This is a genomic window from Enterobacter sp. SENG-6 (assembly GCF_001605945.1).
GTDB classification, from domain to species: Bacteria; Pseudomonadota; Gammaproteobacteria; order Enterobacterales; family Enterobacteriaceae; genus Enterobacter; species Enterobacter cloacae.
Window position 1 is genome coordinate 129,105 of sequence record NZ_LOMM01000033.1, and the last position, 18,628, is coordinate 147,732.

General features: G+C 55.7%; 19 protein-coding genes. 10 read left to right on the top strand and 9 right to left on the bottom strand.

Going from position 1 to position 18,628, the window contains the following annotated elements; all coding sequences use genetic code 11:
• Positions 1-36 precede the first annotated feature (36 nt).
• The 4 genes from fadD to AX755_RS16375 all read right to left on the bottom strand — a co-directional run bounded on the left by fadD (position 37) and on the right by AX755_RS16375 (position 5,217).
• Complete coding sequence (fadD, locus tag AX755_RS16360) at positions 37-1,722, bottom strand: long-chain-fatty-acid--CoA ligase FadD (protein ID WP_072193822.1); 1,686 nt, start codon at positions 1,720-1,722, stop codon at positions 37-39.
• A 203-nt stretch (positions 1,723-1,925) separates the two neighbouring features.
• Entirely contained in the window at positions 1,926-2,507 is a 582-nt protein-coding gene (locus tag AX755_RS16365) for a Slp family lipoprotein (protein WP_013096141.1), read from the bottom strand.
• Between the two features lie 37 nt (positions 2,508-2,544).
• Positions 2,545-3,240, bottom strand: a complete 696-nt coding sequence (gene tsaB / locus AX755_RS16370) for a tRNA (adenosine(37)-N6)-threonylcarbamoyltransferase complex dimerization subunit type 1 TsaB (protein WP_062857093.1) — start codon at positions 3,238-3,240, stop codon at positions 2,545-2,547.
• 66 nt (positions 3,241-3,306) lie between these two features.
• Complete coding sequence (locus tag AX755_RS16375) at positions 3,307-5,217, bottom strand: ATP-dependent DNA helicase (RefSeq protein ID WP_062857094.1); 1,911 nt, start codon at positions 5,215-5,217, stop codon at positions 3,307-3,309.
• A gap of 132 nt (positions 5,218-5,349) precedes the next feature.
• Here AX755_RS16375 and AX755_RS16380 point away from each other — a divergent pair, with 132 nt between their 5' ends.
• Positions 5,350-5,694: a RidA family protein gene (locus AX755_RS16380; protein WP_062857138.1), complete on the top strand. Its 345-nt coding sequence runs from the start codon at positions 5,350-5,352 to the stop codon at positions 5,692-5,694.
• Between the two features lie 5 nt (positions 5,695-5,699).
• On the opposite strand, the gene AX755_RS16385 is transcribed toward AX755_RS16380, so the two are convergent.
• Positions 5,700-5,882 (bottom strand): YoaH family protein, encoded by a 183-nt coding sequence (locus AX755_RS16385; protein WP_008500497.1) that lies wholly within the window; start codon positions 5,880-5,882, stop codon positions 5,700-5,702.
• 61 nt (positions 5,883-5,943) lie between these two features.
• Between AX755_RS16385 and pabB the strand changes: the two genes are divergently transcribed.
• The 4 genes from pabB (at position 5,944) to AX755_RS16405 (ending at position 11,132) form a co-directional block, all read left to right on the top strand.
• Positions 5,944-7,272 (top strand): aminodeoxychorismate synthase component 1, encoded by a 1,329-nt coding sequence (pabB, locus tag AX755_RS16390; RefSeq protein ID WP_062857095.1) that lies wholly within the window; start codon positions 5,944-5,946, stop codon positions 7,270-7,272.
• Between the two features lie 3 nt (positions 7,273-7,275).
• Positions 7,276-7,854 carry a CoA pyrophosphatase gene (locus tag AX755_RS16395; RefSeq protein WP_062857096.1) on the top strand — a complete coding sequence of 193 codons (579 nt, stop codon included), beginning with the start codon at positions 7,276-7,278 and terminating at the stop codon, positions 7,852-7,854.
• A gap of 184 nt (positions 7,855-8,038) precedes the next feature.
• Entirely contained in the window at positions 8,039-9,403 is a 1,365-nt protein-coding gene (gene sdaA / locus AX755_RS16400) for an L-serine ammonia-lyase (RefSeq protein ID WP_038419892.1), read from the top strand.
• 130 nt (positions 9,404-9,533) lie between these two features.
• A complete protein-coding gene (locus AX755_RS16405) occupies positions 9,534-11,132 on the top strand; it encodes an EAL domain-containing protein (RefSeq protein WP_038419893.1) in 1,599 nt (532 codons plus the stop codon).
• A 6-nt stretch (positions 11,133-11,138) separates the two neighbouring features.
• On the opposite strand, the gene yoaE is transcribed toward AX755_RS16405, so the two are convergent.
• Together yoaE and AX755_RS26090 are read right to left on the bottom strand one after the other, a co-directional pair.
• A complete protein-coding gene (yoaE, locus tag AX755_RS16410; protein ID WP_062857097.1) occupies positions 11,139-12,698 on the bottom strand; it encodes a CNNM family cation transport protein YoaE in 1,560 nt (519 codons plus the stop codon).
• Entirely contained in the window at positions 12,686-12,895 is a 210-nt protein-coding gene (locus AX755_RS26090) for a protein YoaL (RefSeq protein ID WP_071843273.1), read from the bottom strand. Before AX755_RS26090 ends, yoaE begins: the two co-directional genes overlap by 13 nt.
• A gap of 264 nt (positions 12,896-13,159) precedes the next feature.
• Between AX755_RS26090 and manX the strand changes: the two genes are divergently transcribed.
• The 5 genes from manX to mntP all read left to right on the top strand — a co-directional run bounded on the left by manX (position 13,160) and on the right by mntP (position 17,313).
• Positions 13,160-14,125 (top strand): PTS mannose transporter subunit IIAB, encoded by a 966-nt coding sequence (gene manX, locus AX755_RS16415; protein ID WP_062857098.1) that lies wholly within the window; start codon positions 13,160-13,162, stop codon positions 14,123-14,125.
• A gap of 47 nt (positions 14,126-14,172) precedes the next feature.
• Positions 14,173-14,973 (top strand): PTS mannose transporter subunit IIC, encoded by an 801-nt coding sequence (manY, locus tag AX755_RS16420; protein WP_062857099.1) that lies wholly within the window; start codon positions 14,173-14,175, stop codon positions 14,971-14,973.
• Between the two features lie 12 nt (positions 14,974-14,985).
• Positions 14,986-15,837, top strand: a complete 852-nt coding sequence (locus AX755_RS16425; RefSeq protein ID WP_006175979.1) for a PTS mannose transporter subunit IID — start codon at positions 14,986-14,988, stop codon at positions 15,835-15,837.
• A 54-nt stretch (positions 15,838-15,891) separates the two neighbouring features.
• Positions 15,892-16,350, top strand: a complete 459-nt coding sequence (locus AX755_RS16430; protein WP_013096131.1) for a DUF986 family protein — start codon at positions 15,892-15,894, stop codon at positions 16,348-16,350.
• Between the two features lie 396 nt (positions 16,351-16,746).
• Positions 16,747-17,313 (top strand): manganese efflux pump MntP, encoded by a 567-nt coding sequence (gene mntP / locus AX755_RS16435; RefSeq protein ID WP_062857100.1) that lies wholly within the window; start codon positions 16,747-16,749, stop codon positions 17,311-17,313.
• Here mntP and rlmA read toward each other — a convergent pair.
• Positions 17,310-18,125, bottom strand: coding sequence for a 23S rRNA (guanine(745)-N(1))-methyltransferase (gene rlmA, locus AX755_RS16440; RefSeq protein ID WP_062857101.1), 816 nt, complete (start codon positions 18,123-18,125; stop codon positions 17,310-17,312). The two genes, mntP and rlmA, sit on opposite strands and share 4 nt — an antisense overlap.
• A 67-nt stretch (positions 18,126-18,192) precedes the next feature.
• Positions 18,193-18,628 (bottom strand): penicillin-binding transpeptidase domain-containing protein (locus tag AX755_RS25855; RefSeq protein WP_269446821.1); only part of this gene is annotated, 436 nt, incomplete at its 5' end.

Here is an 18,628-nt window from a genome sequence, read left to right on the forward strand (position 1 = left end):
CCGGCTAAACCGGCGTCTGGGCGATTAGCGTGAAGCTCAGGCCTTATTGTCCACTTTGGCACGGGCTTCGTCACGTAATTCTCGTCGTAATATCTTCCCGACGTTCGATTTCGGCAGCTCATCGCGGAACTCCACCAGCTTCGGCACTTTATAGCCGGTGAGCTGACGGCGGCAGAACGTGATGAGCTCCTCCTCGGTAAGAGAGGCGTTTTTCTTCACCACAAAAATCTTCACTGCCTCGCCGCTGCTGCCGGAAGGTACGCCAACCGCGGCAACTTCAAGCACGCCGCTATGCTGCATCACCACATCTTCGATCTCATTCGGATAGACGTTAAATCCGGAGACGAGGATCATGTCTTTCTTACGATCGACAATGCGCAGGAAGCCCTCTTCGTCCATCACCGCGATATCACCGGTGTGTAGCCAGCCGTCTTTGATGATTTCGTCGGTGGCATCAGGACGCTGCCAGTAGCCCAGCATCACCTGTGGCCCTTTAACGCACAGTTCACCCGGCTCGCCCGGTGCAACTTCGTTGTCGTCATCATCCACCAGTTTGGCTTCCGTCGACGGTACGGGCAGGCCGATACTGCCGCTGTGATAGTCGATATCATGCGGATTGACGCTGACCAGCGGGGCGCATTCGGTCAGACCATAGCCTTCGAGTAAATACTGGCCGGTGAGTTTCACCCAGCGCTCGGCCACCGCCTGCTGAACCGGCATTCCGCCGCCCGCAGAGAGGTGCAGCGTGGAGAAATCAAGCTGCTGGAACTCTTTGTTATTAAGCAGCGCGTTAAACAGGGTATTGACCCCGGTCATGGCGGTGAACGGGTATTTCGCCAGCTCTTTAACCAGCCCCGGAATGTCGCGTGGGTTGGTGATCAGGACGTTCTGACCGCCCAGCTCAATAAACAGCAGGCAGTTCATGGTCAGCGCGAAAATGTGATAAAGCGGAAGCGCGGTGATGACCACCTCTTTGCCCGGATGCAGCAGCGGCCCGTAGGTCGCATTCACCTGCTCAAGGTTCGCCAGCATATTGCGGTGCGTTAGCATGGCGCCTTTGGCCACCCCGGTAGTCCCCCCGGTGTACTGCAGGAACGCAAGATCCTCTGACACCACTTCTGGTTTGACGTATTGCATACGATAACCGGCATGCAACGCGCGGCGGAAGGAGATGGCATCTGGCAGATGGTATTTCGGTACCAGACGTTTGATGTATTTGACGACAAAGTTAACCAGTGTGCCCTTGGCGGTGGAGAGCTGATCCCCCATGCGCGTCAGGATGACGTGTTTCACCTGGGTTCTGTCGACCACTTTCTCCAGCGTGTGGGCAAAGTTTGAGACGATCACAATTGCGGTCGCGCCACTGTCGTTCAGCTGATGCTCCAGCTCACGTGGGGTGTAGAGCGGGTTGACGTTGACGACAATCATCCCGGCTCGCAGGATACCAAATAACGCGACCGGGTATTGCAGCAGGTTCGGCATCATCAGCGCGACGCGATCCCCTTTTTGCAGCCCCAGCCCTTCCTGCAAATAGGCCGCGAACGCCCGACTCCGCTCCTCAAGCTTACGGAACGTCATCACCTCACCCATATTGATAAACGCGGGCTGATCGGCGTAACGCCTTACCGAGTGTTCAAATAATTCAACCAGGGATTGATAACGGTCAGGATTGATCTCCGCAGGCACATCTGCGGGATAACGGTTAAGCCAAACCTTGTTCAATGCATCACCTCTGAATTGAGTGTTCGTCGTCATCACAACCCCGATAATAAACAGTTTGTTAACATTATATTAACTCAGCGTACCAGTTTATTAATTGCCCAGATTTAAGGTTGCGAAGCGCGTCACTCTTTTTTTTCGTTTTAGCCGTAAAAAAACAGAGACAGCGGCTGAGCCGCTGTCTCTTTTCTAACAATAACAGTAAGTTACTCAGTAACGATCGTCTGTACCTGCGCCGGACCCGGGTTATACCAGCCCCAGCCGGGGTAGCCGTAACGATACGGGTGTGGGCCCCACATCCACGGATCGACAGGCTGAGGCGGCATGATCACCTGCTGTGTCAGCCGCCAGCGTTTGTAGCCGTTAACCTGCATGGTCATAAATTTGTAAGGCGTTGTGCCGATTTTGCCCTGTGTCGTGCCGGTAATCGGCCCGACGACGGTCACCAGCTGTCCACGGAAATCAACCGGGTCGAGGAAGCCGCTGACATCGGCAAAAATGCGCCCGCGCGAGGTTTCGCCGAGGATCGGCCGCGCGCCGCTATCCAGTGGCACGGTGGCGATCTCCAGCCGGGTTTTCCCCTGCTGGTTTTGCACCTCAATCACCTTCCCGCCGAAGCGCGCTTCCTGACCGACGTAAAGCTCAGGGGCATTCATCACGCGAACCAGATCCTGCTGTGGCGTAGGGCTACTGCCCTTAATCGCATCAGGAACGGAAACGCATCCGCTCAGTGCTATGGCCACAGCGCCTGCCATAATTAGGCGTACTACTTTAGTCTGAACCGCCATGATGCGACTCCTTTTTCTCAGTTCCTGTTACTGAGATTCACTCGCGGCCTGGAAGTTTCTTCCACGCGACGGTGTTTCGCAAATAAACCGGCTCGGCATGTTCAACAGCCACGGTTTTTCCTGCTGCGAGCAGCTGGCAGGCCAGAGGAAGCATATCCTCTGCGGCAGGCAGAAGCATGTTGCCGTCCACCAGCGTTACGCCGGTACCGTTTGCCATGTCAGGCCATGCCGCCCAACCGGTCCCTACCATCGCCCACTCACCGGAGAGGTTCTGCAACCGTTCGGTTACCGCTTCCGGCTTGAGCACCGCTTCCGTCTCTTCGCCGTGCCACACGCCCTGCTCGTCGCGGGTGTATTCAGCCCAGTAGACTTCGCCCATGCGGGCATCAATCGCTGCCAGCACACGGGTAGCACCGGTCATACGCCACGCGCCCTGCGCCATCGTCGCCAGGGTGGAAACACCTATCATCGGAAGGTCAGCGCCAAGCGCCAGCCCCTGCGCAATACCGATCCCAATGCGTACACCCGTAAAGCTGCCGGGGCCACGGCCAAAGGCCAGTGCATCGAGGTCGGTTAAGGTGGTGTTGCCCTGGGTCAAAATCGCTTTCACCAGGGGCAGAATACGTTGGGTGTGTTCTCGTGGGCACTCTTCGAAATGAGCAGAAATAGCACCGTCGTTCCACAGAGCAACGGAACACGCCTCTGTAGCGGTATCAATAGCCAGAATTCGCATCAGTCGTCGCGCTCTCGCAATGGTCAGTCACAAAATGGCGCGCATCTTAGCACACTCCCGGGCAAATTACTCCGCCGTTGGGTTGGCCAGGAAGCGAACCGCGCGTTTAATGTCCCGCGTACGCGGCGCGGGCGGCAGGCTGGCGAGGAAGGTCGCACCGTAGGGGCGCATCACCAGCCGGTTATCACAGATTACGAGCACGCCGCGGTCGTCCACGTCACGGATCAGGCGTCCTACCCCCTGTTTGAGGGTGATCACCGCGTCCGGCAGCTGTACCTCGTCGAAAGGATCGCCCCCGCGCAGACGGCAGTCTTCCATTCGCGCTTTGAGCAGCGGATCGTCCGGCGAGGTAAAGGGAAGTTTATCGATAATCACCAGTGACAGGGTATCGCCCCGCACGTCCACCCCTTCCCAGAAGCTGCTGGTTGCCACCAGAAGCGCATTCCCGGCGCTGACAAACTGCTGTAACAGTTGCCCTTTGCTGGTTTCGCCCTGTAGCAGCACCGGCAAGGTCATGGTGGCGCGGAACTGTTCAGCCAGATCGCGCATCATGGCGTGGGAGGTACAGAGCATAAAGCAGCGGCCATTGTTGGCCTCAATCATCGGTTTCAGCATGGCTGCCAGCAGTCGCGCGGCGCCGGGCTGGTTGGGTAACGGCAGATTACGCGGCACGCAGAGCAGCGCCTGTTTTTCATAATCAAACGGGCTCGGCAGCAGCAGTGACTCCGCCTGTTCAATCCCGAGACGCTCAGTGAAGTGGTGCAGATCGTCATTCACCGACAGGGTCGCGGAGGTAAATATCCAGCTCCCCGGTTTTTGCGCCATCACCTCTTTGAATTTGTCTGCCACCGTCAGCGGCGTAAGCGCCAGGGTGAAATGACGAGACGTGCATTCATACCAGTAGCTGTACCCCGGCTGGTTGATCTCCTTCAGCCGTTTCAGCCGCCCGCGATAGAGCGTGGCACGCTCGAAGGCAGCGTCCAGCAGCGCAGAACGGCCAAGCGACAGTTTCGCCACGTCGTAACAGAGTTCCAGCGCGTCATCCAGCAGCAGTAGCGCGCGCTGGATATTATTGTCCGCCAGCAGCTCGCGCAAATTGCCGCGGTAGCCCGGCTCGCCAAGCTGCAGGCGAAAATCCTGCGCGCTTTGCGCGAGGCGATCGGCACATTTTTGCAGCTGCTGGGTATCTTTTAATTCAGTGCGATAAGCAATGGTGAAATCTTTCGCCAGATCCAGAAGCTGGCGGCTGGAGAGCGACTGGCCGAAATACTGGCTGGCGATATCCGGAAGCTGATGGGCTTCGTCGAAGATCATCACTTCCGCTTCAGGAATAAGTTCGCCAAAACCGCTGTCTTTCACCACCATATCCGCGAGAAACAGATGGTGGTTGACCACCACCACATCTGCATCCATCGCCGTTTTACGCGCTTTGACCACAAAACAGTCTTTATACAGCGGGCAGTCGCTGCCCAGACAGTTGTCATTGGTGCTGGTCACCAGCGGCCAGGCGGGAGAGTCTTCCGCCACGCTCGCGCAGGTGCTGATATCCCCCTCTTCCGTCTGGTTAGCCCAGGCGCGAAGGATGATCACATCACTCAGGGTCTGCACCGGCAGGTCGCCGCCCGCCAGCGCCTGCTGTTCAAGACGCTCCAGGCAGAGATAGTTGGAGCGCCCTTTCAGCAACGCCAGCCGCCCTTTGTATTTCAGCGCTTTTGCCACCGTCGGCAAATCACGGCTGTAGAGCTGATCCTGCAACGCCTTCGAGCCGGTAGAGATGATCACCTTCTTTTTCGCGCGCAGCGCCGGTGCAAGGTAAGCGTAGGTTTTTCCCGTGCCGGTTCCGGCCTCGACCACCAGCGGCTGTGCCTTATCGATGGCGCGAGCGACGGCATGCGCCATCTGACGCTGCGGTTCACGCGGTTTAAAACCGGGAATAGCATGTGCTAACTTCCCTTCAGGGGAAAAATCGTCTGCCACGGTGTTCTCTCACTGTATTTTTGCACAGGGATTATGTCAGCCCATCCTCTCCTGTGCCACCCCAAATAGTGACGACGACGAAACAATATGGCAGTCTTGCCGCCTGATGACGAAAGTAACGAGGAAACGTTTATGACAATTGTGCGCATTGATGCCGAAGCCCGCTGGTCTGATGTAGTCATTCATAACCAGACGCTCTATTACACTGGCGTGCCGTCCAATCTGGATGCGGATGCCTTTGAACAAACAGCTGACACCCTGGCGCAGATCGATGCGGTGCTGGAAAAGCTAGGCAGCGACAAATCGCGTATTCTGGACGCCACCATTTTCCTGGCGAATAAAGACGATTTTGCGGCCATGAACAAAGCCTGGGATGCGTGGGTGGTGGCGGGTCACGCGCCTGTACGTTGTACCGTACAGGCCACGCTGATGAAGCCGGAATACAAGGTAGAGATTAAGATTATCGCGGCTGTGTAAGCCGGTTACTCTTCATCTTCATCCTCGAAACGCGCCACGATCCGCTCGCCGGTATGGGTGGCGCGAAGTTCTTCCGCCACCTGAGAAATGGCCTGCCCGCTGCTCATCCCCTGGGACATCAGCTCCTGGATCCGCTCAACCGCTTTCTGCTGTTGCTCGTGGCTCAGAGAAGGTAAACCTGCAAACATCGTCAACTCCTGCTAAATTATTCGCGCTAATTATTTCACGCTGCCCGGTAGTATGCCACACATGAACATGCGCTTCCCCACTGTTATTACCCTGCCGTGGCGTACTGACGCCGCTGAATTCTGGTTTGCTCGTCTGAGCCATCTTCCCTGGGCGATGCTGCTGCATTCCGGCCATGCGGACCATCCTTACAGCCGCTTCGACATTGTGGTTGCTGACCCGGTGCGCACGGTGACATCCGAAAACCAGCCCTCCACGCACGATCCGCTGATCAAGCTTCAGGAGGCTATCGACGAGCTGGGTTTGTCCGCCACGCCTAACCCGGATATTCCCTTCCAGGGCGGTGCGCTGGGCGTGTTTGGCTATGACCTTGGTCGCCGCTTTGAAACGCTGCCTTCCGTTGCGAAGGCGGATATTCCGCTGCCGGATATGGCGGTGGGACTTTACGACTGGGCGCTGATTGTCGATCACCATAAAGAGGTGGTCTCCCTGCTCAGCCATTCGGATGTGGAGGCACGCCTGGCGTGGCTAAACGCACAGCAGCCCGCAGCCGCGCCGGATTTCCGTCTGACCTCTGCGTGGCGTTCAAACATGACCCCGCAGACCTATGCGGAAAAATTCGCACGCGTGCAGGCATATCTGCAAAGCGGCGATTGTTATCAGGTTAACCTTGCCCAGCGCTTCCAGGCAACGTATCAGGGCGATGAATGGCAGGCCTTTACCCGCCTCAATGCCAGCAACCGGGCACCGTTCAGTGCGTTTATCCGTCTCGATCAGGGCGCGATCCTGAGTCTTTCGCCTGAGCGGTTTATTCATCTGGCGGAAGGCAAGATCCAGACACGCCCGATTAAAGGGACCTTGCCGCGCCTGAGCGATCCGGCTGCCGACCGCCAGCAGGCGGAAAAGCTCGCCGCGTCACCGAAGGACCGCGCCGAAAATTTAATGATTGTCGACCTGATGCGCAACGACATTGGCCGGGTGGCGGTACCGGGCAGCGTTCGCGTGCCGGAGCTGTTCGTCGTCGAGCCTTTCCCGGCGGTGCACCATCTGGTCAGCACCATTACCGCACAGCTGCCGGCTTCGCGTACCCCCTGCGATCTTCTGCGCGCCGCGTTCCCGGGTGGCTCCATCACCGGCGCGCCAAAAGTGCGGGCGATGGAGATTATCGATGAACTGGAACCGCACCGTCGCAACGCCTGGTGCGGCAGCATTGGCTACGTTAGCGTCTGCGGTACGCTGGATACCAGCATCACTATTCGCACCCTGACGGCCTGCGACGGCCAGCTTTACTGTTCCGCAGGCGGCGGAATTGTTGCTGACAGCCAGGTCGAGGCGGAATATCAGGAAACCTTTGATAAAGTTAACCGTATCCTGCAACAACTGGAGAACTGACGGGTGGAGAGAGAGAACCTGACGCTGGATGATTTTCTGTCGCGCTTTCAGCTTTTGCGGCCTCAGGTGAGCCGCGAAGCGCTTAATCAACGTCAGGCGGCGGTGCTGATCCCCGTGGTGCGCCGTGAGCAGCCCGGTTTGCTGCTGACCCAGCGCTCCCCTCATTTACGCAAACATGCCGGTCAGGTCGCTTTCCCCGGCGGCGCGGTAGACAGCAGCGATGCCTCGCTGATTGCCGCGGCGCTGCGTGAAGCGCAGGAAGAGGTGGCTATCCCACCGGAGGCCGTCGAGATTGTCGGCGTCCTCCCGCCGGTGGACAGCGTGACCGGTTTCCAGGTGACGCCGGTGGTGGGCCTTATCCCGCCCGGCCTGCAGTATCACGCCAGTGTTGATGAGGTGTCTGCGGTGTTTGAAATGCCACTGGAAGAAGCCCTTCGCCTGAGCCGCTATCACCCGCTGGATATTCAGCGCCGTGGGCACGATCATCGGGTCTGGTTGTCCTGGTATCAGCATTATTTTGTCTGGGGCATGACGGCGGGCATCATTCGTGAACTGGCTCTGCAAATCGGCCTGAAGCCTTGACTATACTTTACATTCCACCCTCTTTTGTCAGGTTTGCGATCGGCGTCGCGCTATTAGCAAAACCATCGTTAACCATTAGTTTAATTCATGTGAATAGTTAAGCCGAGGTCGATGTTCCCTCTTACACTATGCGCAGTTATAACATCGTTACTGGAACCCCGGTAACCCTGTCAGGAGTGTGAAAGTGATTAGTATATTCGACATGTTCAAAGTGGGAATTGGCCCTTCGTCTTCCCATACTGTTGGGCCGATGAAGGCCGGTAAACAGTTCGTCGATGATCTGGTCGAAAAAGGATTACTGGAAAGCGTTACCCGTGTCGCTGTGGATGTCTACGGCTCACTGTCATTAACGGGTAAAGGCCACCACACCGATATCGCCATTATTATGGGTCTGGCGGGCAATATGCCGGACACTGTAGATATTGATGCCATCCCGGCATTCATCCGTGACGTGGAAGCGCGCGGTCGTCTGCTGCTGGCTAACGGCCAGCACGAAGTGGATTTCCCGCAGGATGACGGGATGCGTTTTCGTAGCGACAACCTGCCGCTGCATGAAAACGGCATGACCATCCATGCCTGGAATGGCGAAAAAGAGATTTACAGCAAAACGTACTACTCCATCGGCGGTGGATTCATCGTGGATGAAGAGCATTTCGGTAAAGAGAGCACAGGCGACGTCAACGTGCCGTATCCGTTCAAATCGGCCACCGAGATGTTGGGTTATTGCAAAGAGACCGGCCTGTCGCTGTCCGGCATGGTGATGCAGAACGAACTGGCACTGCACAGCAAAAAAGAGATCGAAGACTATTTTGCAAACGTATGGCAGACCATGCGCGCCTGTATCGATCGCGGGATGAACACCGAAGGTGTGCTGCCGGGTCCGCTGCGCGTACCGCGTCGTGCCTCTGCCCTGCGCCGCATGCTGGTGACCACCGATAAATTCTCCAACGACCCGATGAACGTGGTCGACTGGGTGAATATGTTCGCTCTGGCGGTTAACGAAGAAAACGCCGCCGGTGGCCGCGTGGTGACGGCACCCACCAACGGTGCGTGCGGTATTGTTCCGGCGGTGCTGGCTTATTACGATCACTTTATTGAACCTGTTACGCCAGATATCTACATCCGTTACTTCCTGGCGGCAGGTGCCATTGGTGCGCTGTACAAAATGAACGCCTCTATCTCTGGCGCTGAAGTAGGATGCCAGGGTGAAGTGGGTGTGGCCTGTTCCATGGCGGCCGCTGGTCTGGCTGAACTGCTGGGCGCAAGCCCTGAGCAGGTTTGCGTGGCGGCGGAGATCGGTATGGAACATAACCTGGGCCTGACCTGTGACCCGGTTGCCGGGCAGGTGCAAGTACCGTGCATTGAGCGTAACGCCATTGCGTCGGTGAAAGCGATTAACGCCTCCCGTATGGCAATGCGCCGTACCAGCGAGCCTCGCGTGTCGCTGGATAAAGTTATTGAGACCATGTACGAAACCGGTAAAGACATGAACGCGAAGTACCGTGAGACTTCCCGTGGTGGTCTGGCCATTAAGGTACAGTGCGACTAATACCTCCCCTCGCCCATCTGCAACGGATGGGCGAAATTTCCTTCTGATTCTCGTCGCCTTTCACTTTCCCCACTACACTTTCACTGTTGCGTCTGGCTTTTGGGGCTGGAGGTGTATCAGGCGACCGTTCATGCAAACCGCACAAACGATCATTAAAAACTATCGCCGAAAACGCGTTATCGTCTGCGTGACGGTTGCGCTCCTTACGCTCATCCTGACGTTGGGCATTCGATTTATTTCACAGCGCAATGTTAATCAACAACGCATTGTCGATTTCGCCAGCCATACCGTTCGCTCACTTGAAAACGTCCTGCTTTCCCTGGATAACCGCCGACCGGAGTTGTTGGATCTTGTCGGCCAGCCGTGCCCACAGGCGCATCTGACTCTGCGTAAGCAGGCCGCCATTTTACAGACCGTCCGCTCGATTACCCTGATTAAAGAGGGGATCCTCTACTGCTCCAGTATTTTTGGCAGTCGCGCCGTCCCGGTTCATGAATTATTTCCCGAACTGCCGTCAGGTCTGCCAAAACTGATTTTATCGACCGATAAGTGGCTGCTTAAAGGCAGCCCTATTCTTATCCAGTGGCACCCGACGTCACAACGCGGTGAAGAGGGGGTGATGGAGGTGATCAATATCGATCTCATCACCAGAATGATCCTTGAGCCGCCCCGCCCGCTTATCACTGACGTGGCGTTAACCGTGGGAGATCGCTCTTTACGCTACGGTCAAGGTATTACCGACGCGCTGAAGTTTAATGAGGCTGACTCGCGAATAGAGGAAGTCTCTACACGCTTTCCATTTACCATCACGGTCAGTGGGCCGGGTCCTGGCGCGCTGGCACTTAAAAGCCTGCCGGCACAGCTGCCGCTGGGGTTAATGCTGAGCCTGGTTCTGGGGTATCTGGCCTGGCTGGCCACAGCAAACCGGATGAGCTTCACGTGGGAGATCGATATGGGGATTGCGGCGCGGGAATTTGAGCTTTTCTGTCAGCCGCTGGTGAATGCCCGTACGCAGGAGTGTATCGGCGTGGAAATTCTTCTGCGCTGGAACAATCCGCGTCAGGGTTGGATCTCCCCGGAAGTGTTCATCCCCCTGGCAGAAGAACATAACCTTATTGTTCCCCTGACGCGCTACGTGATTGCCGAGACGGTACGCCAGATAGGCTACTTCCCCTCCCACCCGGGCTTTCACATCGGTATTAACGTGGCGGCCAGCCACTTCCGTCACGCCGTGCTACTTCAGGATCTGAACCGTTACTGGTTCAGTGCAAACCCGAGCCAGCGGCTGGTTATCGAACTTACCGAGCGTGACGCGCTGGTCGATGCAGATTATCGCATCGTGCGCGAGCTGCATCGCAAAGGGGTCAAACTGGCTATCGACGATTTTGGCACCGGGAACAGTTCGCTCTCCTGGCTTGAAAAGCTTCATCCTGACGTACTGAAAATCGACCAGTCCTTTACCACCGCCATTGGAACCGATGCCGTGAACTCAACGGTGACAGATATCATTATTGCGTTGGGTCAGCGGCTGAATATTGAGCTGGTTGCGGAAGGGGTCGAAACGGAGGAGCAGGCGCGCTACTTACGCCGACACGGTGTTCATACTCTGCAGGGGTATTTCTATGCGCGGCCGATGCCGCTGCGGGATTTTCCACAATGGCTGGCGGAGAGTTCACCTCCGCCAGCGCATCATAACGGGCACATCGTGCCCTTAATGCCGTTGCGTTAAGAAGCGTTACTCATCTTCGTCGTGCACGGATTGCTCTTTAACAATACGCACCATATCAACGCGATAGTCGTTGGCTTCAACAATGGTAATGCTCAACGGTGGCAGTTCGATCACATCTCCCACGCACGGGATCTGCCCGTTCACAGCGATGACCAGACCGGCCACGGTGGCAATGTCTTCTTCATCGTTGACCACGTTTTCCAGCCCCAGCGTATGCGAAAGCGCGTGCAGGTCAGTGGTACCTTTCACCAGCCAGCCTTCACCATCGGCCACGATTTCCGGTGTTTCGTCCTCATCCGGGAACTCACCGGCAATGGCTTCAAGCACGTCCAGCGGCGTGACCAGCCCCTGCACCACACCAAACTCGTTGGTGACAATCACGAAGCTGCCGCGGGCACGGCGCAGAACGCCAAGCAGGTTGATGGGGTCCAGCGTTTCCGGTACCACGATAGCCGGTGAGGCGGCGGCGATGGCTTCGACGTCAACGCCCTCTTCCAGCGCGACCAGCATCTCTTTGGCACGCACGACACCGATGATCTCATCCAGCTCACCACGACACACCGGGAACAGGCTGTGCGGTGAAGAGAGCAGCTGCTGACGAATTTCATCAACGCTCAACCGGGAATCTACCCAGCTGATCTCGCCGCGCGGGGTCATGATGCCGCGCAGTGAACGGGAGGCCAGGGAGAGAACGCCGTTAATCATATAACGCTCTTCTTCCACAAATGCCCCTTCCGGCACCGGAACCGGGTTACGGTTCTCGGTGTCACTCTGCACATTCACCTGACGGCGACCGCCCATCAGGCGCAGGATGGCATCCGCGGTGCGGGCACGCAGCGGCTGATTGGACTGCTGCTTAATAAAGTTACGGCGTGCAATCTGGTTAAACAGTTCGATCAGGATCGAGAAGCCAATCGCGGCATACAGATAACCTTTCGGAATATGGAAACCGAAACCTTCCGCAACGAGGCTCAGACCGATCATCAGCAGGAAGCTCAAACACAGCACCACGACCGTCGGATGTTGGTTCACAAAGCGGGTCAGCGGTTTAGACGCCAGCAGCATAACCGCCATGGCGATAACCACCGCCGCCATCATCACCGGGAGATGGTTCACCATACCCACCGCTGTGATCACCGCATCAAGCGAGAAGACAGCATCCAGCACCACGATCTGCAGCACCACAACCCAGAAGCTGGCATAGCCTTTGCCATGTCCATCGTCGTGCTGACGGTTCTCCAGCCGCTCATGCAGCTCCGTCGTTGCTTTAAAGAGCAGGAATATCCCCCCGAGCAGCATGATCAAATCGCGGCCAGAGAAGGTGAAATCCATGACGGTAAAGAGCGGTTTTGTCAGGGTGACCATCCACGAGATCACGGACAGCAGCGCCAGACGCATAACCAGCGCCAGCGAGAGGCCGATCAGACGCGCTTTATCACGCTGCTTTGGCGGCAGTTTGTCCGCGAGAATGGCAATAAACACCAGGTTATCAATGCCGAGAACGATCTCCAGCACCACCAGCGTGAGCAATCCCACCCAGATTGACGGGTCCATTAAGAATTCCATGACAAGCTCCTGCTAAAGGAATGACGAAACGGTGCCCCACTCAATGTGGGCAAAACAGCGGTAAACAGAGTCGATACGTGGCGAGGATCGCCGGTGAAAAAGGCGCGAAGTGGCCTGATAGATGACTGACGTCGGTGACGGTCCATATAGTGGGCTGTAGCCCTATACTCCTGATCAATTAAACGGAGGCTAAACATATCAGAGACATTACGTTTTTAGCAAAGATTTACGTTCCTTTGCAAAAACGTGAAAAGGCAGAATTTGTGTTGAGTAATTTCTAATTTTCGAAACCTAAATTACGGATCTTCATCACATAAATTATTTTTTCACTATCTAAAATAATTCGCGTAAGTCTGAGCTTTTTTAACTCTAACCCTTATCTGAATCGATTCGGTTCGCCAATACGATTCTCAGTACGTCTGCCTGGCAGAGGTATTAATGATAATAAAAGGAGGTAGCAAGTGACCATTGCTATTGTCATAGGCACACATGGTTGGGCTGCAGAGCAGCTACTCAAAACAGCAGAGATGCTGTTGGGCGAGCAGGAAAACGTCGGCTGGATCGATTTCGTTCCCGGTGAAAACGCCGAGACGCTGATTGAGAAATACACGGCTCAACTGTCGAAGCTGGATACCAGCAAAGGCGTGCTGTTTCTCGTTGATACATGGGGCGGCAGCCCGTTCAACGCTGCCAGCCGCATTGTCGTCGATAAAGAGCACTATGAAGTTGTCGCCGGGGTCAATATCCCGATGCTGGTGGAAACCTTCATGGCACGCGACGACAATCCGGCTTTTGATGAGCTGGTTGCCCTGGCGGTCGAAACCGGTCGCGAAGGCGTGAAAGCGCTGAAGGCACAGCCGGTTGAGAAACCCGCACCGGCGGCTACCGCGGCATCGAAAGCCGCTGCCCCCGCAAAACCGATGGGCCCGAACGATTATATGGTGATTGGCCTTGCGCGCATCGATGACCGTTTAATTCACGGCCAGGTGGCAACGCGCTGGACCAAAGAGACCAACGTTCAACGTATTATCGTGGTCAGCGACGAAGTGGCCGCCGACACGGTGCGTAAAACCCTCCTCACCCAGGTTGCTCCTCCGGGCGTTACCGCGCACGTGGTGGATGTCGCCAAGATGATCCGCGTCTATAACAACCCGAAATATGCCGGTGAACGCGTGATGCTTCTGTTCACTAACCCGACAGACGTCGAGCGCATTGTTGAAGGCGGCGTGAAAATCACCTCCGTGAACATTGGTGGTATGGCTTTCCGTCAGGGCAAAACGCAGGTCAACAACGCGATTTCAGTCGATGCGAAGGATATCGAGGCATTTAACAAGTTGAATGCTCGCGGTATTGAACTGGAAGCCCGTAAGGTTTCCACGGACCCGAAACTGAAAATGATGGATTTGATCGGCAAAGTTGGGAAATAAGCCCGCGCCGGTTTTTCACATAAAGATTATGCAATAGGAGAAGTACAATGGAGATTACCACTCTTCAGATTGTGCTGGTGTTCATCGTCGCGTGTATTGCGGGTATGGAATCCGTACTTGATGAATTTCAGTTCCACCGCCCTCTGGTGGCCTGTACGTTGATTGGCGCCGTTCTCGGTGATATGAAAACCGGTATCATCATCGGTGGTACCCTGGAAATGATCGCCCTTGGCTGGATGAACATCGGTGCGGCGGTTGCGCCCGATGCCGCGCTGGCGTCCATTATTTCAACCGTGCTGGTCATTGCCGGTCATCAAAGCATCGGTGCCGGTATCGCTCTGGCAATTCCGCTGGCCGCCGCAGGCCAGGTACTGACCATTATCGTTCGTACTATCACCGTGGCTTTCCAGCACGCGGCGGATAAGGCGGCCGAAAACGGCAACCTCACGGCGCTCTCCTGGATCCACGTCTCGTCCCTGTTCCTGCAGGCGATGCGTATCGCTATTCCGGCCGTTATCGTCGCTATCTCCGTAGGGACCAGCGAAGTTCAGGGCATGCTCAACGCCATCCCTGAAGTGGTCACCAGCGGTCTGAACATCGCCGGTGGTATGATCGTGGTGGTTGGTTATGCGATGGTCATCAACATGATGCGCGCAGGCTACCTGATGCCATTCTTCTACCTGGGCTTCGTAACCGCGGCGTTCACCAACTTCAACCTGGTTGCTCTGGGTGTGATTGGTGCGGTAATGGCAATTCTCTACATCCAGCTCAGCCCGAAATATAACCTCGTTGCGGGTGCCCCAGCGCAGGCTGCTGGTAATAACGATCTCGATAACGAACTGGACTAACAGGTGAGCGAAATGGTTGATATGACTAAAACTACCCCTGAGAAGAAACTCACTCCGGGTGATATTCGTGGCGTGTTCATCCGTTCTAACCTGTTTCAGGGTTCATGGAACTTCGAACGTATGCAGGCCCTGGGCTTCTGCTTCTCCATGGTACCGGCGATCAAACGCCTCTACCCGGAGAACAACGAAGCACGTCGCCAGGCGATTAAGCGTCACCTGGAATTCTTTAACACCCATCCTTACGTAGCGGCACCGGTACTGGGCGTTACCCTGGCGATGGAAGAGCAGCGTGCAAACGGCGCAGAGATCGACGATGGTGCCATCAACGGTATTAAAGTCGGTCTGATGGGTCCGCTGGCAGGCGTAGGTGACCCGATCTTCTGGGGTACCGTTCGTCCGGTCTTTGCAGCGCTGGGCGCGGGTATCGCGATGAGCGGTAGCCTTCTCGGTCCACTGCTGTTCTTCATCCTGTTCAATGCGGTGCGTCTGCTGACCCGTTACTACGGCGTGGCGTACGGTTACCGTAAAGGGGTGGATATCGTTAAAGATATGGGCGGCGGCTTCCTGCAAAAACTGACAGAGGGGGCGTCAATCCTCGGCCTGTTTGTGATGGGGGCGCTGGTTAACAAGTGGACGCACGTGAACATCCCGCTGGTGGTTTCAACCATCACCGGACAGGATGGGCAAACCCGTGTGACCACCGTGCAGACCATCCTTGACCAGCTGATGCCTGGCCTGGTGCCGCTGCTGTTGACCTTCGCCTGTATGTGGCTGCTGCGTAAGAAAGTGAACCCGCTGTGGATCATCGTTGGCTTCTTCGTCATCGGTATCGCGGGCTACGCTGTCGGTCTGTTGGGCCTGTAAAGCTTTATGTTATACGCCGGGGGCTTGCCCCCGGTTTTTTTATCTGGAGGATGAATGACTGTCACGGACACCGTACTGGTTTTGTTTATTGTTGCCCTTCTGGCTTACGCGATCTATGACGAGTTCATTATGCCTCGCCGCCACGGCGAGACGCTGCTGACCCTTCCCCTCTTACGCCGTGGACGCATTGATGCGTTTATCTTCGCCGGTCTGGTGGTCATCCTGATTTACAATAACGTGACCAGCCATGGTGCAATATTAACCACATGGTTATTATGTGCGCTGGCATTAATGGCGATTTACCTGTTCTGGATCCGTTCGCCAAAACTCATTTTTAAAAAACACGGATTCTTCTTTGCCAATGTCTGGATAGAATATAACCGCATTAAAGAGATGAATTTATCTGAAGACGGGGTGCTGGTGATGCAATTAGAACAGCGCCGCCTGCTCATTCGGGTCAAAAATATAGATGACCTGGAAAAGATATACAAATTACTCATTAAAACTCAATAAGTTATATTTATAGCATCGGCTATATTCCGTATTAACGTTGCTCACGAAATATAGCCATAGCTATATTCCATTCTTTTTATCCTTCCTATTTATTAACGCTATTTTTACGAATAAATCTAAATGAAAATCGTTATCAACAAGATAATAAAATAATACCCCCGCTGTTGTTGTTTTATATTCTCAAAATATGTTAAGGTTGCGCCCGTCGTTGGGGAGTAGCTAATTTCCTGTACTCAGGAAATGTACGTGTCAACATACTCGTTGAAAAACGTGGCGCGTACGGATCGTTTTCTGCACATCATTGTGCGACGGTCAGGCGAGACCATAGATACATCAACTGCTGTTTACTGGGGGCAGTGATGTGTCATATGGATATCTCCCGGTCTGGACGCTTGTATGAACATCTCCGCCACCATTCTTCTCGCTTTCGGCATGTCCATGGATGCTTTTGCTGCTTCCATCGGAAAAGGTGCCACACTCCATAAACCAAAATTTTCTGAAGCGCTGCGCACAGGTCTGATTTTCGGTGCTATCGAAACCCTGACGCCGCTTATTGGCTGGGGCCTGGGTATGCTGGCCAGCCAGTTTGTACTGGAGTGGAACCACTGGATTGCGTTTGTGCTGCTGGTGTTTCTCGGCGGACGAATGGTGATTGAAGGATTCCGTGGCAACAGCGATGAAGATGAAGAGCCTCTGCACCGCCACGGTTTCTGGCTGCTGGTCACCACCGCAATTGCCACCAGCCTTGACGCGATGGCCGTCGGTGTTGGTCTGGCCTTCCTGCAGGTGAATATCATTGCCACCGCGCTGGCCATTGGTTGCGCCACACTGATTATGTCCACCCTGGGCATGATGGTTGGCCGTTTTATCGGCCCGCTGCTGGGTAAGCGAGCCGAGATCCTGGGCGGGATCGTGTTAATCGGTATTGGTGCCCAGATACTCTGGGCACACTTCGCGGGTTAACCTTCGCGCTGCCAGCAGTGGATGCTGAAATCCGTCTGGCAGCGAAACGTGGCCTGTGCAGCCAGCGTCTCCCGGACAGCCGGTTTTGCCCGCCAGGCAAACGGCGTCATTTGCAGTAACGCCACGGCTTCATCCCCTGTCAGATCCATCTCATACGCTACGGTTTCTTCCTGCCTGAGCACAAAACCAGCCAGTTGTTCTGAATGGGGAGCATGCAGGCGAACCTCGTCATAAATCAGCCCTTTCAGCTCCATCAGATGACGTGGTCCTGGCGTGACGGTTATCACCCACCCGCCGGGTTTCACCACCCGGGCCAGCTCGTCTGCCTTACAGGGAGCATAAATACGCACAACGGCATCCATGCTGGCATCTTCAAACGGCAGCCGGTGGCTTGAGGCCACGCAGAACATCACCCCCGCGTAGCGTTTTGCCGCTGCGCGAATCGCCGCTTTCGAGACGTCCAGACCCGTCGTCTGCGCGCCCTTCCCGGCGGCAATTTCGGCAAACCTTGCGGTGTAATACCCTTCACCACAGCCGATATCCAGCAGAGCGGAGGCACTCTGCGTCAGCGTGTGGTCCAGCAGCTGCGCGACACTCTCCCTTAGCGGCTTGTAATGTCCGGCATCCAGAAAGGCACGTCGCGCCTGCATCATCTCTGCGCTGTCGCCCGGATCGCGGGAGCGTTTATGCTGCACCGGCAGAAGATTCACATACCCCTCTTTCGCTATATCAAACTGATGTCCCTGCGGACACGCATAACTTTTCTCAGAACGCGTCAGGCGCGCGTGACAAAGGGGGCAACTGAAGGGCATGACAACTCCGGGGCATAAATCAAAGGGCGAAGTGTACCGCTATTCGCCCCGTTATAAAACGCCAGGGTTAACGCATGACGATAAGGTGGCCGGAATCAGCCGGCAAGCCATCCGGTTTCACGTTCTCCAGGCGCAGCACATTCCCCATGATCTCACTGAAAACGGGCGCTGAAACGGCACCACCATAATAGGCACCGTTCTGCGGATCGTTTATGACTACCACCAGCGCAAAACGCGGGTCGCTGGCAGGCGCAACGCCTGCGGTATAGGCGACATACTTATCGACGTACTTGCCACTGTCATCAATCTTTTTCGCCGTCCCGGTTTTGACCGCCACCCGGTAATCCCGTACGGCGGCCTTCACTCCTCCACCGCCCGGAAGCGCCACGCTTTCCATCATGTGTTCCACTTCATGGGCAATCTTTTCTGGCATGACTCTGTGGCCTATCACCGGCGGGTCGATACGGGTGATCGAGAGCGGACGCTCAAGCCCATACCCGCCA